Origin of the sequence: Maribacter vaceletii (assembly GCF_003634105.1) — a bacterium.
Taxonomy (GTDB): Bacteria; Bacteroidota; Bacteroidia; order Flavobacteriales; family Flavobacteriaceae; genus Maribacter_B; species Maribacter_B vaceletii.
This window is the reverse complement of the sequence record NZ_RBIQ01000007.1, coordinates 643,855-659,010: the sequence shown is the minus strand read 5'-3', so window position 1 is coordinate 659,010 and position 15,156 is coordinate 643,855. Positions and strand designations below refer to the sequence as shown.

Annotated in this window: 13 protein-coding genes; 11 read left to right on the top strand and 2 right to left on the bottom strand. The window is 32.2% G+C overall.

Translation table 11 applies throughout. The features are described 5' to 3' along the window. The first annotated feature begins 29 nt into the window (after positions 1-29). Positions 30-656 (top strand): 50S ribosomal protein L25/general stress protein Ctc, encoded by a 627-nt coding sequence (locus CLV91_RS02680; RefSeq protein ID WP_121063715.1) that lies wholly within the window; start codon positions 30-32, stop codon positions 654-656. Positions 657-735: 79 nt separating this feature from the next. Beyond that, the gene (gene pth, locus CLV91_RS02675; RefSeq protein WP_121063713.1) at positions 736-1,365 is read left to right on the top strand and encodes an aminoacyl-tRNA hydrolase; all 630 of its coding nucleotides are present in this window, start codon (positions 736-738) and stop codon (positions 1,363-1,365) included. Here pth and CLV91_RS02670 read toward each other — a convergent pair whose 3' ends face one another. After that, a complete protein-coding gene (locus CLV91_RS02670; protein WP_121063711.1) occupies positions 1,366-2,052 on the bottom strand; it encodes a hypothetical protein in 687 nt (228 codons plus the stop codon). Further along, entirely contained in the window at positions 2,049-5,822 is a 3,774-nt protein-coding gene (locus CLV91_RS02665; protein WP_121063709.1) for a reprolysin-like metallopeptidase, read from the bottom strand. Before CLV91_RS02665 ends, CLV91_RS02670 begins: the two co-directional genes overlap by 4 nt. Positions 5,823-5,874: 52 nt before the next feature. Here CLV91_RS02665 and CLV91_RS02660 point away from each other — a divergent pair, with 52 nt between their 5' ends. The 9 genes from CLV91_RS02660 to CLV91_RS02620 all read left to right on the top strand — a co-directional run bounded on the left by CLV91_RS02660 (position 5,875) and on the right by CLV91_RS02620 (position 15,129). Continuing rightward, positions 5,875-6,801: a bifunctional riboflavin kinase/FAD synthetase gene (locus CLV91_RS02660; RefSeq protein ID WP_121063707.1), complete on the top strand. Its 927-nt coding sequence runs from the start codon at positions 5,875-5,877 to the stop codon at positions 6,799-6,801. 1 nt (position 6,802) lies between these two features. Further along, complete coding sequence (locus tag CLV91_RS02655) at positions 6,803-8,128, top strand: HTTM domain-containing protein (protein ID WP_121063705.1); 1,326 nt, start codon at positions 6,803-6,805, stop codon at positions 8,126-8,128. A 60-nt stretch (positions 8,129-8,188) separates the two neighbouring features. Further along, a complete protein-coding gene (gene serS / locus CLV91_RS02650; protein WP_121063703.1) occupies positions 8,189-9,460 on the top strand; it encodes a serine--tRNA ligase in 1,272 nt (423 codons plus the stop codon). Positions 9,461-9,529: 69 nt separating this feature from the next. Continuing rightward, entirely contained in the window at positions 9,530-10,102 is a 573-nt protein-coding gene (locus CLV91_RS02645) for a Crp/Fnr family transcriptional regulator (RefSeq protein ID WP_121063702.1), read from the top strand. Positions 10,103-10,193: 91 nt separating this feature from the next. Next, entirely contained in the window at positions 10,194-10,682 is a 489-nt protein-coding gene (locus CLV91_RS02640; RefSeq protein ID WP_121063700.1) for a GlcG/HbpS family heme-binding protein, read from the top strand. Between the two features lie 26 nt (positions 10,683-10,708). Continuing rightward, positions 10,709-12,223 (top strand): Dabb family protein, encoded by a 1,515-nt coding sequence (locus CLV91_RS02635; protein WP_211333184.1) that lies wholly within the window; start codon positions 10,709-10,711, stop codon positions 12,221-12,223. 150 nt (positions 12,224-12,373) lie between these two features. After that, positions 12,374-13,537: a carbohydrate porin gene (locus CLV91_RS02630; RefSeq protein WP_121063696.1), complete on the top strand. Its 1,164-nt coding sequence runs from the start codon at positions 12,374-12,376 to the stop codon at positions 13,535-13,537. 80 nt (positions 13,538-13,617) lie between these two features. After that, positions 13,618-14,334: a 3-ketoacyl-ACP reductase gene (locus CLV91_RS02625; RefSeq protein ID WP_121063694.1), complete on the top strand. Its 717-nt coding sequence runs from the start codon at positions 13,618-13,620 to the stop codon at positions 14,332-14,334. A 72-nt stretch (positions 14,335-14,406) separates the two neighbouring features. Further along, positions 14,407-15,129: an SGNH/GDSL hydrolase family protein gene (locus CLV91_RS02620; protein ID WP_245987122.1), complete on the top strand. Its 723-nt coding sequence runs from the start codon at positions 14,407-14,409 to the stop codon at positions 15,127-15,129. The last annotated feature ends 27 nt before the right edge of the window (positions 15,130-15,156 follow it).

Below are 15,156 nucleotides of genomic sequence, written 5' to 3'. Positions count from 1 at the left end.
AATAGAATTATTAATTTTTAATATATATAATGAAGTCAATTACAATTAAAGGATCAGAAAGAGAAAGCGTAGGCAAAAAAGCAACAAAGGCCTTACGTAATGCTGGAAAGGTTCCTTGCGTAGTATACGGAGGGGAAAAACCATTACATTTTTCAGCAGATGAATTATCATTTAGAGATTTGGTTTACACTCCAAACGCACACACAGTTGTGATTGAGTTGGAAAACGGAACTAAGGTAGATGCTATTATGCAAGATATCCAGTTTCATCCTGTTACCGATAAAATTATCCACATTGATTTTTACCAATTATTTGCAGACAAAGAAGTTACAATGTCTATACCTGTGAGATTATTGGGTAACTCTCCAGGTGTTAAAAATGGTGGACGTTTATTATTTAGAAATAGAAAACTTACGGTTAAAGCTTTACCAGCAAACTTGGTAGATTTCTTTGATGTAGATATTTCTGAGCTTAAAATTGGTGGAAACATAAAAGTTGCATCTTTAAAGAGTGATGATTTTACCTTACTTCATCCAGATAACACTGTAGTTGTACAGGTTAAAACTTCTCGTAACACAGTTGAAGAAGACGAGGAAGAAGAAGGAGCAGAAGGTGAAGAAGGAGCGGAAGCACCAGCAGAAGCTGCTGCAGAATAAGCAAAATTCTTATAAGTATAAAAAAGCATCCTATTTTTATAGGATGCTTTTGTATTTTTATAGCATTACATTTTAACGTATGCTATCTATTATAAAATTATTGTTTGGGAAGAATATTACCTTTTTAGAAGAATTAGATATAATGAAAAAATTTTTAATCGTTGGTTTAGGGAATATTGGAAATGAATATGCAGAAACTAGGCATAATATTGGCTTTAAAGTATTAGACGCTTTTGTTGCAGATAAAGAAGCTTCTTTTGAAACTCAGAAATTGGGAGATGTAGCAGTGGTTAAAATTAAAGGTAGAAGTATTCTATGTTTAAAACCCTCTACCTATATGAATTTAAGTGGTAAAGCTATTAAATATTGGATGGATAAAGAGAAAATTCCATTAGAAAATATATTGATAATTACCGATGATATAAACCTAGAATTTGGAACTTTTAGATTAAAAACTAAAGGCAGTGACGGTGGCCATAACGGATTAAAAAGTACGCAGGAAGTTTTACAAACTGCTTCTTATAATAGGTTTAGGTTTGGTGTAGGAGCAGATTTTGGAAAAGGAAGGCAAGTAGATTATGTTCTTGGAGAATGGAATGCAGAGGAAAATAAAGCTTTAAAGGAACGTTTAGAAAAAGCATCAAACCTTATAGCATCTTTTGTGTTATCTGGAGTAAAAAATACAATGAACCAGTTTAACGGAAAGTAATTAAAGTGCTTTAAAACTAAAAACACCAGAGTCAGAAGTATTTCCTTCTTTATCAGTGGTAATTATTTTCCAGTAATATACGGTATCTGCAACTGCGGTTACTTTATATTCTGTTATTCCAGAAGTAGTAGTTTCTAATAGTATTGTTGGTGGGTTTTCTGTTCCGTAGTAAAGTTGAAAACTATCAATATCATTATCTAAATCGGAACCAGACCATTCTAGTGTAACTTCATTATTTATATCTATAAAGGCATTATCTCCTATTTTAGGAGTAATTATCTCTGCAGGGAAAGGTGCAAAAGCAGTTATAAAACCAGCATTATAAAAAGCCCAAGTTTCACTAGAAGCAGAGCCACTAGTTTTAGAGTTTTTAGAAAGTACTTTCCATGTATATGGGGCGCCTTTATCTAAAGGTACTTTAGCGGTTGTATTAGAGGTGTTAATAGATTGTGAGGTGCCAGATGTTAAGTTTGTTACTTGTAGCTCATAGACTTCTGTATCTGCTGAAGATTGCCATCTAAATTCTACTTCGCTAACATCATCGCTAATAGATACACCCGTAGTACATTCCGAGTTTTTATCTGGGTACGTTAGTTGTGTACTTTGCGGAGGGTTTGGTGGCGAATCCGATTTTTTGCTGCATGCACAAACAAAAAAACTAAATATAAGTGCGGCTAAAATTCTCATTGCTTAATTACTTTTAAAGTCCCTTTTACATCTTTACTACTATAAGAAACATAATAAATTCCTATAGGTAAGCTACTAAAGTCTAGCTCAATTTCATTCGAAGTAGAGTTGTATGTTTTATTTTTAATTAATTGTCCAGTATTAGTAAATATTTTTACCTGTACTTCTTCTAGGTTAGCGCCAATGTATAAATTGGTTATAGAAGTTAGTGGATTGGGGTAAATTATAGGTGTACTAGAAATAAATATGTTTTCTTCATGAGTGCCCTGGCATGGTATATTGGTATATACTTTTAGAGTGTTGGCGCCTTGTTTTAACGTTAAATCAATTTCGTTTTTAGTGGTTTGTGTTACTAAACCATTAAGCTCAATGTTGTATAAATTAGACCCAGATAAAAAGAGAGTTGTTGTATTTTTAGTAATTCCAACTTTAGAACTAACATTAAGTACTTCGGGTTCTGTAATGTTTACAGTAAAACAATGTTCATTGTAGGTTATATTACCATCGGTTCCTGTAATACAAATAGTATATTCTCCAGCACTTAAACTGTTTAATGTGTAATTGTTAGTATTGAAGTTGTCTGTAAAGTTAGTATTATCTCCTGTTAGCGTTATGGTATATTCTAAAGGAAGTGTAGCGGTAATATTAATTTGCCCATCATTGCTATTCCTACAGGCTTCACTTTGTGTAGAAACTGCAAAATTTGTGCTTGGAAAAAGGTAAACAGTGCATCCATTTTCATCTACTTCTAAACCTTCTGGAGTACCAAGGCATAAATCGTCTCCATCATCAAAAACACCGTCATTATCTTCATCGGGTCTAAATTCTCCTTCTACACAAACTTCTATGGAAAAAGCTTTAAGGAAACCACCATCATCATTGGCGTTATCATTTATTTGTAGTGTCCAATCTCCCTTTATAGATTCACCGATTAAGGAACTTAAGGTTCCTAAGGGTTTTACGGTTCCATTTATGGCTGGGTTGCCTCCACAGGTAAAACTGTTAGCATCATCATCAAAAGTGGCATTAATGTTTTTTAAATCTCCACAAGAACTAGAAACTAGTGCTACCTTAGTTCCTTGGGGGGAAATTAAATTAACTACAATATCAGATAAATAGTTATGGTCTATTTCTAAACTTATATTTATATCTGATAAGTTTATGTCTTCATAAAAAGAAATTTTAGAATTTACTGTTGGCGTTCCTTCTGCAGAAATTTCTAGTGGAAGCCCTACAGCGCTTTTTGTTTTACAGCTAAATTTTATGGTAGAAAAATTAAAAGGAGCGCTAAAAGTTCCTTCGCCACAAACATTTTTAGGTTTTACACGCCAATAATAAGTAGTCTCATAGGATAGAGAAAGTGGGCTATAAGTGTTAGAAATTAGGGTTTTACTATCTATTATGGTAGTAAATAAATCATCGGTAGCTATTTCTATATCGTAAGAGGTGTATTCTGGGCTACTTTCCCACTCTAGTGTAATATTTTTTGAGGTGTCTTCAATACCATTTATTGGACTTTGCAGGACTACTGGGGTAAAAGAGTTATCGAATATATTTAACTCTAACGTAACTGTTTTTGTTTGTGTTGTTGCTGTAGATACTACTTCTATTGGGTAGGTGCCAGCAGTTAAAGAATCAATATTTGTAAAAGATATAGTAACTTCAGTATCATTTAATGTTGCGGTTTCTGGAGAGAAAGTAATTCCTAGACCAGGAGGAGGAGACGCAATACTAAAAGTGCTTTCTTCAGAAAAGCCTAAATAAGTTTCATAATTAAAGGTGGTAGTAACATCATCTGGGGAACAAACTTCATATTCTAAGTTTGTAAAGTTTAGAATAACTTCACTTTCTTCAATAGTAAAGTTGGTATCATTTATTGCAAAGTAAATAGAGTTACTTGCTTTAACCATAACTCTGGCTTGTGTTGTAGCAACACCTGGAATAATTATTTTATGCTCTCCGTCATTTACAACATCTTCACTTAATGTAATAGGGTAGGTAAGTCCTCCATCTGTAGATAATAGTATATCTACTTGTGTGGTATTTATTGGGGCTTTATCTGTATTAGCCACATCCCAAAGAATAGTTTGGGTAGAACCTGCTTCTAAAACTTCATTAGTTGTTTGTGAGATAACTTTAAAAGGTCCTGCATTACCACTAACAGAGACTTCAACCTGGTCTGTAACTACTTGTCCACCCCCAGGAGCATTATCTCTTACGGTGAGCGCAAAATTAAGCTCTCTTTCTACTTCAGATAAGGTTTCCCATGCAGAATTTATGGTTGGCATAGTTTGGGTTAGTTGCCCAGTTAAAATGCTAGAAATTTTTGGGAAATAACGTTCCGGATTAGTAGAAGGAATTTGTGACCTAAAATTAGCACCACTTACGCTGGTTGGACCAAATGTATCTTGTGTAATAACACCATTATCAATTTGTTCCCAAGTATAGGTTAGTACATCTGTAGGGTCTGTATCTGTGGCAATACCTGTTAAAACAAAAGGGGTAGATTTTGGAATAGTAAAATTACCTGTTAAAGTTACGGTGGGAGGCAAATTTGTTAAATCTGTTTCTACGGCACAATTTGTTGTTTTTACATAATTTGCAATTTGTACAATACTCCAGTAATGAAAATATCCATCTCCGTTAGAGGCAACATTATTATCGCCTACAATACCGGCATAACCCATAATTGTGGTTCCACTTCCGGGTTCTGCTTGTACTAAAGTTCCTTCAGATTCATGAGACCATGTGTGATTTGCTCCAAATTGATGCCCCATTTCATGTGCTACATAATCTAAATCAAATAAATCTCCTGTAGGGTTTGGGTGCGATGAAAAAGCACTTCCTTTTTTGCCATCTTGGCACACAGAACCAATAGAACCAGCATTACCATTTGCTGCATCTAAATGAAAAAGATGTCCTATGTCATAATTTTCTTCTTCAATAATACTAGATAAGGTACTTTGTGTTTGGGTGTTTAAATTACCATCATAAGGATCTGTATCTGGGTCCGTATAAATTACTTCATCGGTATTTGAAACTAATTCTAATGTAATTGCCAAATCTGTTTCAAAAACTTGATTAAGTCTTGTTACAGTAGCATTTATTGCAGCTAAGGCATCTATAATAGTACCACCATGAAAATTAGTATACTCTCCAGTGGTAGAAACCGCTAGACGGTATTTTCTTAATTTTTGGTCATCTACAGGCCTAAGAGTTTGTGAAGAAGCCTTATTTGTAATAGAGGCTTTTGTTTTACAAATAAAATCTTTTTCAGTTTTATTTTCTTTATCTCTCTTATAGGCAACATAGGTATTACCCTTAACATTTTCTATGTACGTATTTCCTGTTCTATCACCATGAACAACCATACTTTGTATTCCTTTATGAGAAATACTTAAACGAACTTTGTCTTGTGGGTTGTTAATAGAGTATCCTATATAGGATTTTATAGTAGGGTATTTAGCTGCAAGTATTGGGGATAAAACCGAAGACTCTTTTACTAGAAAAGCTTCTTGTATTCCGTTTTCATTAGGTAGGTATATAGAGATTCCGTTGTTTTTAGAATGTATGGCAGATTTTAATTGAGACTTAAAATTACTTGTATTAAATGTAAATGTTTTTCCTTTTTTTACCTTGTATTGTTTAGCATAAGCTTTTTTTATGGAGTTACTAGAAACCTGTTGTTTCCAGTAATTACTTTGTGCAGATCCGTAAAAGGAAAGAAATACTATGGTAATTGAAAAAAGTAGACGTAATTTTGTAAGCATTAATGGTCTTTTATCTCTAAATCAAAGATAAGCCTTTTATTATTTATTAAAAGTGAATATAGTCCAAAGCATTTCTAAATACGATAAAAAAAAGCCAATAGCTATTACTATTGGAACTTTTGATGGGGTTCATATAGGGCATAAAAAAATAATAAAACGCCTTATAAACAATTCAAAAGAACTAGGCTTAGTGCCTACTGTACTTACCTTTTTTCCACATCCAAGAATGGTTTTACAAAAAGATGCAGAGATTAAACTTTTAAACACCATTGAAGAAAGAGGTGTAATTTTAAAGAAACTAGGTTTAGAGCAATTAATAGTACATCCGTTTACAATAGATTTTTCTAGACTTTCTGCTACTGAATTTGTTAGAGATTTATTGGTAAACAATTTAAGTACTAAAAAAATAATTATTGGGTACGACCATAGATTTGGCCGTAATAGAAATGCAAATATTAAAGATTTAATTGCTTTTGGAGCAACCTATAATTTTAGCGTTGAAGAAATTCCGGCGCAAGAAATAAACGAAGTATCTGTTAGTTCTACTAAAATTAGAAAAGCTTTAGATCAGGGAGATATTAATACAGCAAATAAATATTTAGGGTACCATTATATGCTTAGTGGAGTAGTAACTAAAGGAAAAGAGCTAGGTAGAAAATTAAGTTTCCCCACTGCAAATATTGAGATAGAAGAAAAGTATAAACTTATTCCAAAAAATGGAGTGTACGTTGTGCAAAGTGTATTAAATAACACTACTGTTTACGGTATGATGAATATTGGTTTTAATCCCACTGTTGCAGGAAAAAAGCAAACTATAGAGGTTCATTTTTTTGATTTTAATCAGGATTTATATGGGCAAAAAATACAAGTTGATATTTTAGAGCGTATAAGAGATGAACAAAAATTTGAATCTATAGAAGCGCTAAAAGCGCAACTAATATTAGACAAAGAAACTTCATTGAAATTAATAGCAAACTAAGATGTTACATCGATTTCTATTTCAGAGAATAGATAATAGCTCCTTACTATTATTTAGAATCTTTTTTGGAATCTTAGTTTCTTTAGAATGTTATGGCGCAATGGTCACAGGGTGGATTAAAAGAACCCTAATAGAACCTAGTTTTACTTTTAGTTTTATTGGTTTTGAGTGGTTGCAACCTTTGCCTGGAAATGGTATGTACTTCTATTTTTTTATAATGGGAACTTTAGGTGTTTGTATAGCCTTAGGGTATAAATATCGTGTAAGTATTATAGCTTTTTTTATTTTATGGTCTGGGGTCTATTTAATGCAAAAAACCTCCTATAATAATCACTATTATTTACTAGCATTAATTTCTTTTTTAATGTGTTTTTTGCCAGCAAATAAAGGTAGCTCTTTAGACGCAAAGAAAAATGTAAGTCTGCAATCTAAAACCATGTGTGCTTATGTAAAATGGATAATAGTTTTACAGCTAGTTATTGTATATACTTACGCTTCAATTGCTAAATTATATGGCGATTGGCTAGATTTTGGTATGGTAGAACTTTTAATGAAAGGAAAGGCAGATTATTACGTAATTGGCGTTTTTTTACAACAACATTGGGTACATGTTATTATGGGAACCTTTGGTATTTTGTTCGATTTGCTAGTTATTCCGGCCTTGCTTTATAAGCCTACACGTAAACTTGCTTTTATCTTATCTATCTTTTTTCATTTATTTAATGCTGTTGTTTTTCAAATTGGTATTTTTCCATTTTTATCTTTAGCCTTTACGGTCTTCTTTTTTGAACCAAAAACTATTAGAAATATATTTTTTAAGACAAAGGAGGTAAGTAAGCCTACAGTTGTTAATATTCCAAAAAATAAAAATATTCTATTAGCTTTTTTTACTACTTATTTTATTATTCAATTGTTCTTACCTATAAGGCATCACTTTATTACAGACAATGTACTTTGGACCGAAGAGGGACATAGATTAAGCTGGCGAATGATGTTGCGTAGCCGTAGAGGAAGTGTTCTTTTTAAAGTAAAAAATAAGGATACCGGAAAAGAAATATATGTAAAGCAAAATAAGTACCTTACTCAAAAGCAAAGAGCAAGAGTTGCATCTTATCCAGATTTTATGTGGCAATTTGCACAGCGTTTAAAGATGGAGTATAAAGAAAAAGGAGAAGACATAGCAGTCTATGCTATTAATTCTAAAATTAGCATTAATGGAAGGTATATGCAGCCTTTTGTAGACCCTAAAATAGATTTAGCTAATGAGACTTGGAGCCACTTTAGCCATCATCATTGGATTCTTTCATCTAAATTAAAAGAAGAGTGAACGTTTTTCTGTTGGCATTAGAAGTAAATAAACCTAAATTTGCAATTCAAAATATAACCAATGCTACAATTACAGGCAATTAGAGAGTCTAAAAACGAATTTATTACCGCATTAAAAAAGCGCAATATAGATGCTGCTCCTTTATTAGATAAAGCAATAGCATTAGATGATAAAAGGCGTGAAACGCAAACGAAATTAGATAAAACTTTAGCAGAATCTAATAGCCTGTCTAAAGAAATTGGAATGCTTTTTAAAACAGGAAAAGCGCAAGAAGCGACGGTTTTAAAAGAAAAAACTGGAGTTTTAAAAGATGAGTCCAAGGTTTTGAACGATACACTAACTAGTGTTGCAGAAGAATTACAAGCCTTATTGTATCAAATACCTAACATACCTCATGATAGTGTTCCTGCAGGAAACACAGATGAAGATAATGAAGAGATTTTTGCAGAAGGAGATGTTCCTGAGTTAGTTTCTAATGCTTTGCCGCATTGGGAATTGGCAAAGAAATATGATATTATAGATTTTGAACTTGGAGTAAAAGTTACTGGAGCAGGATTTCCTGTTTATAAAGGTAAAGGTGCTCGCTTACAACGTGCATTAATTTCTTATTTTTTAGATAAAAATGCAGAAGCTGGGTACACAGAAATACAAGTACCACACCTAGTAAACGAAGCATCTGGTTATGGTACTGGTCAATTACCAGATAAGGAGGGTCAAATGTATCATGTAGGTGAAGATGATTTGTATTTAATACCTACAGCAGAAGTTCCTGTTACTAATTTATTTAGAGGAGAAATAGTAAAAGAAGAGCAATTCCCTATTTGTTATACAGCATATACACCTTGTTTTAGAAGAGAAGCAGGGAGTTATGGTGCGCATGTTCGCGGTTTAAATCGTTTACATCAGTTTGACAAGGTAGAAATAGTACGTGTAGAACATCCATCAAAATCATTTGAAGCTTTAGATGGTATGGTAGAGCATGTAAAAAATATTCTTAGAGAATTAAAATTACCATACAGAGTTTTGAGATTGTGTGGTGGTGATTTAGGTTTTACATCTGTTCTTACGTATGATTTTGAAGTGTTTTCTACAGCACAAGATCGTTGGTTAGAGATTAGTTCTGTTTCTAATTTTGAAGCATACCAATCTAACAGATTAAAATTGCGTTATAAAGACGAGAATGGAAAAAGCCAATTTGCACATACTTTAAATGGTAGTTCTTTAGCATTACCAAGAGTTCTTGCGGGTATTTTAGAAAATTACCAAGTAGAAGATGGTATAGAAATTCCAGAAGTGTTAATCCCATATTGTGGTTTTAGTAAGATAGATTAATTAAATTAGTCACTTTAAAAAATAAAATAACTAGTAATACATCTTCCTTAAGATGTAAATTTTTTAATAGTGACTTATAATTTGTTAATTGAAAATATAAAGAAACATATAGATCTGTCTAGTTCAGAAGCAGACAGTATTTGTGAGTTTTTTAAGCTAAAAACAATTAAGAAAAAAGAGTTTTTATTAACACAAGGAACTATCTGTAAGTTTGAGGGTTTTGTAGTAAAGGGGTGCTTTAGAACCTTTACCATAGATAAAAAAGGGAATGAAAACACCCTGTATTTTGCTGCTAAAGATTGGTGGTTAATGGATATTGATAGTTTTATGAACCATAAACCATCTGATCTAAATATACAGGCTTTAGAAGATAGTGAGGTTCTAATAATATCTCAAAAAGATAAAGAAACACTTTATGCTAAAATTCCATCTGCAGAAAAACTGTTTCGTATTATGTTTCAAAAATCCATAGTTGCATGGCAACGAAGAATTATAAGAAACCATAGTTTAACGGCAAAAGAACGTTACAATCATTTTGTCGAAAAATATCCTAAAATTGCTTCAAAACTTACGGATAGGCAAGCATCAAGTTATTTGGGTATTACACATGAATTTTTAAGTAAAATTAAAAAACAGCCTTAAATTCTTACTAAATTTTTACGGAGTTGAACTTGTTCAACTTTTTTTTCAGAATAGTTTATAATTTTTGTGAAATAAAATTAAAATGATAATTATGAACTTAGTTAAGCGCCTAAAAATTTGTGTTTTTACATTTGCCTTATTATTTATTGGAACCGCTGTTAATGCACAAATAACGAATGATATTACCCACGAAGAAGCCTTTACTGCTCTTTTAGCGGCTAAGAAAAATGCCGAAGATTCTAATGTTTTAGTAAATATTGCTGTTGTAGATGCAGGGGCAAATTTAAAGGCATTTATTAGGATGGATGAGTCTTACTTGGGAAGTATAGATGTAGCTATTAAAAAGGCTAAAACAGCACGTTACTTTAATATGGATACGGGGAAATTAGGAGAATTAACCCAGCCAGGAGGTATAATATATAATATAGAATTAACTAATAATGGAATGGTATCCTTTCCTGGAGGATTACCAATAAAAAACAAAGACGGTAAAATTATTGGTGCTATAGGAGTAAGTGGCGGTACTATAGAACAAGATAGAGCAATTGCTACAGTAGGAGCTAAATCTATTTTAGAGTAATCTATTAAATTATAAAAAATAAAATCATGAAAAATATAATTCTATTTATAGCACTAATAGTATCACAACTTTGTTTGGCACAAGCCCTTGATGACGTAATGCTTTACAGAAAAGATTTTAAAAACATATCTGGAAAAAATACTGTTTCTGTTACAAGTTATGAAAAAGAAGGTTCTCACTATGTATATGTTGGTGGTGTAGGTAATGTAGATGTTTATAGTTTAGATAAAGAAGGTGTTCTTACTCCAATTAGCAATCACGAATTACACAAACAAAAAGGACCAGCTAGAGGTATGGTTGCAGATAATATTAATGGCACCGATTTTCTTTTTGTAGCAAACAAACATGGAAATGTTATAGAGACCTTTAAAATAAAAGAAAACGGGTCTTTAGAACGTGTTGCTTTAGTTGAAGATACAGAAGACACGTATTTAGCTGTGGGTATTACATTGCAGGTGGTACATATGAAAAATACGTCCTACTTATTTGTAGGTGGTTTAGAAAAAAATCCCGGTTTAACTTGTTTCAAAATACAAGATGATGGGAAATTAACTCATATTATGTCAATTAAAGATGATGAAAAAATTCATACAGATGGCATTATAGGAATGTTTGTTCACAAAATAAAAGGCAAAACGTATTTATATACTAGTGGATTTCAAGATAATGGCGTTAGTAGTTTTAGAGTGTATGAAAACGGGAAATTCAAAAACGTAAATAATATAAGTGACAATACAACAGATAGGTATTTAACAGGAGCATACCCAGTTACTGGAGTTACCTTAAGTAAGAATAAATATGTTATCGTTGGACATAGACATCATAAATATTATAGTAGAAATGGCTTTATTAAAAGACCAGATTTTGTATATCATGGAGATGGTGTAAGTGTATTTAAGATAAACAATAAGGGCGCTTTAGTTCCTCATTTTGTTTTAAAAGATGATGAAAAAACTAAGTTACAAGGACAAACAAGAATAGAAGTTGTTTCAACAGATAACAACCAAGCTGTTTTAGCTGTTGGGACAAGAGATGATGCCAGCGTTCAGTTACTTAAATTAAACGAAGAAGGTATTCTAAGTCCAATTAATTATCTAGAAGTTGGGTTTCCTATTTATTATGGTTTACGTTCTCATAAGATTGATGGAAAGAATTTTCTAATAGCTGGGTCATTTAGTTTTGATTTTAAAAAGGTGGTGTCTTATGATGTGTCTCCTAAAATTAACAGAGAAGGTAAAGTACTAAAACATATAGTACATCTTAAATACAAAGAAGATGCTACAGAAGAACAAGTTAACGAAGCAGTTAATGCTTTTGTTGATCTTAAAAATAAAATACCAACTGTTGCTGGTTTTGAATGGGGATTAAATGATAGCTCAGAAGGGCATACAAAAGGACTTACACATACTTTTGTAATTACATTTAATGATGAACACGCAAGAGAAATTTACTTATTTCATAAAGCGCACCTTGACCTTTTAGAAAAATACGGACAGTTTTTTGCAGATGCTGTTGTGATGGATTACTGGACAAAAGAGTAAAACAAATATTACTGTTTACGTAATTTAAATTACAACCCAACAAATAGTATGTAACTATTATTTGTTGGGTTCTATTCATCAAAATTTCTTAGGCACCTATGAGTACATCTTGAGGTGGCTTGTAAATCTATCAACTCAATTTAATATAAAATGAAGAAATTAATTTTACTCTTCTTCGTATTTTCTTCGTTTGCTCTATTTGCCCAAACACAAGAAACGGACAGTATTCAGAATAGAGTTTGGTTTGATAAAGGCGTAGATCCTTTTGTTTCCTATGTCTCTATTGCTGCGGCTAATGTATCTGGGGGAGTAGACCAAACCAGTAAATATGCCGGGCAGCTTTATACCGGACTTAGCTTAGATTTTGAAAAAATATTAGGTTGGAAAGGAACTCGCGGTAAAATATCTATGATAAACCGTCATGGTAAAGGCCTTATGAATGATGTAGGTTCCGTTTTTGAGCCTTTGAATATGGTTGGCGGACAGAATACTTTTGTATATGATTTAAGTATAGAAAAAGACTTTGGTAAGCATTTTTCTTTAAAAGCAGGACGAACTACTGCTGCCGATGATTTTTCCGGTTCTAAATTATATTACTATGCACTTAATAATACCGTAAATGGGGTTATAAGAGCCCTTCTGTTAGATGGTTTAATGAGTACATTTCCTTTTGCCACATGGGGAACCAGACTAAAATATAAACCTAATACCAACCATCAATTTCAATTAGGGGTATATCAAATGGGAAAGGATATATTTGATGATACAAAACATGGTTTAGACTTTTCTTTTAGAAGTTCAGATAATCTATCCATTTTTTTTCAATACGATTGGTTTGGAAAAGTTGCTAATCGTAATGCAAGGGTTTATTTAGGTGCAAATCAGGTATTTGGAGCATTCGAAAATTTTAATCCAGTTAATGAATCTGATTATTTTATGCGTCTTTATGGGCATGTAGATGTAGAACTTATAGAGGGTTTAACCTCTTTCCTTACCATAAGTTATTCTCCCCATGGCGAAATAGCAAAAGTGCCTTTTCAAAGTAGTTTGGGTATAAATTGGAAAGGATTAATACCATCTAGAGCTGCGGATAGAGTATTGTTCTTTGCAACTATTGGCAGTTTTAGTGAGGAATGGGCAAGCCTCAAAGGAGATACATTGTCATCCGAAGTGGTATTAGAATTGGGGTATCGTTTTCAAATAGCAGATTATTTTGCATTACAACCAGCATTGCAGTATGATATTAATCCAGGTGGCTCAGGAAGAATAGATAATGCCTTTATCCCAGGTATTTTAATCGAAGCTAATTTTTAGAGCTTGTAAAAGATTCCTAATTATAATAAAATTAAGGACTTAGGTCTATTTTAATAGAAAATTAATTAAAAAGATATAGAATGAGCAATTTACAAAGCAAAAAAGCAATTATAACCGGTGGAGGTAGAGGTCTAGGGAAAGCAACTGCTTTAGCGTTTGCTAAAGAAGGTATTGATGTTGCTATTACAGGAAGAACAGAGAGCGTTTTAAAAGAAACGGTTTCCGAGTTAGAAACCTTTGGAGTAAAAGCTATTTATTCAGTTTTCGATGTTGGTAATTATGACGAAGTAAAAAAGAATATCAAAAATAGTATAGACACTTTAGGTGGTATAGATATTTTGGTGAATAACGCAGGAATTTGTTCCGTAGGGTCTTTTAATGATATGCCAGTTGAGCAATGGAGCGCTATGATACAAACTAATGTTATGGGAATGTATTATGTTACAAAAGAGGTCTTACCTTATTTATTAGATAAGAATGAAGGAGATATTGTAAATGTATCTTCTACAGCTGGTTTAAACGGAAATGCAAATATATCTGCCTATTCAGCCTCTAAATTCGCAGTTATAGGGATGTCAGAATCTTTAATGAAAGAAGTTCGTAAAAATAATATTAGGGTAAATACATTAACACCAAGTACTATAGAAACAGATATGACTTTGGGGTTAAATATGATGGAAAAAGGTTCTGAAAATGTACTACAACCTACAGATTTTGCAGAATTAATACTAGCAGGATTAAAATTACCAAGAAGAGCAATGCTAAAAAGTGCTGCTTTGTGGTCTACAAATCCTTAATTATAGCGCTTTTTTGCTTAAATAGTGTTTTGTAGCTAAAAACGTATCTTTAAAATAAAAATGAAATGTTTTTTGCTATTTTTTAGCTTAAGTGTGTTTTTATCATTTGGATGTTCTAATACTGAAGAAGTAATTAGTAGGATTGCTAAAGAGGAGAAAAATGAGGAAAAAGCTGATACTCTTAAAAGTAAAACTATTTCCATTCTTTCTTTAGGCGACAGTTATACCATAGGAGAAAGTGTTTGTGTGTCTTGTAAATTTCCAGAGCAATTAAAAGAAGGGTTGTTAAATAGCTTTGGATCAAATACTTCTATAGACTTAAAAGTGATTGCTAGAACGGGTTGGACAACTACAAATCTAATTAATGCTGTAGCGTCAGAAAATGTAGCTAATAATTATAATTTAGTAACTCTTTTAATTGGTGTAAATAATCAATATCAAAATAAACCTTTTTCTTTATATGAGCTAGAGTTTCCTGCCCTTGTTGCAGCTGCAATTAAAAAGGCTAAATCTAGTAGCGGAAAAGTTATTGTTGTGTCTATTCCAGATTATGCCTATACTCCCTTTGGAGAAGGAGATATTAAAATATCTAATGGTATAGATAAATACAATGCTTTTGCAGAAAATTATTGTACTAAAAAGAATATTTCATTTATAAATATAACAGACATAACTAGAGAGGGGCTAAAGAATAAAGACCTTGTTGCTTCAGACGGTTTACATCCTTCAGAGTTAGCCTATTCAAAATTTGTTGAGAGAATACTCCCTGTAGCTATCTCAAAACTTGAAAATTAACTTTAAAATATAAGCTACAGTTAAATA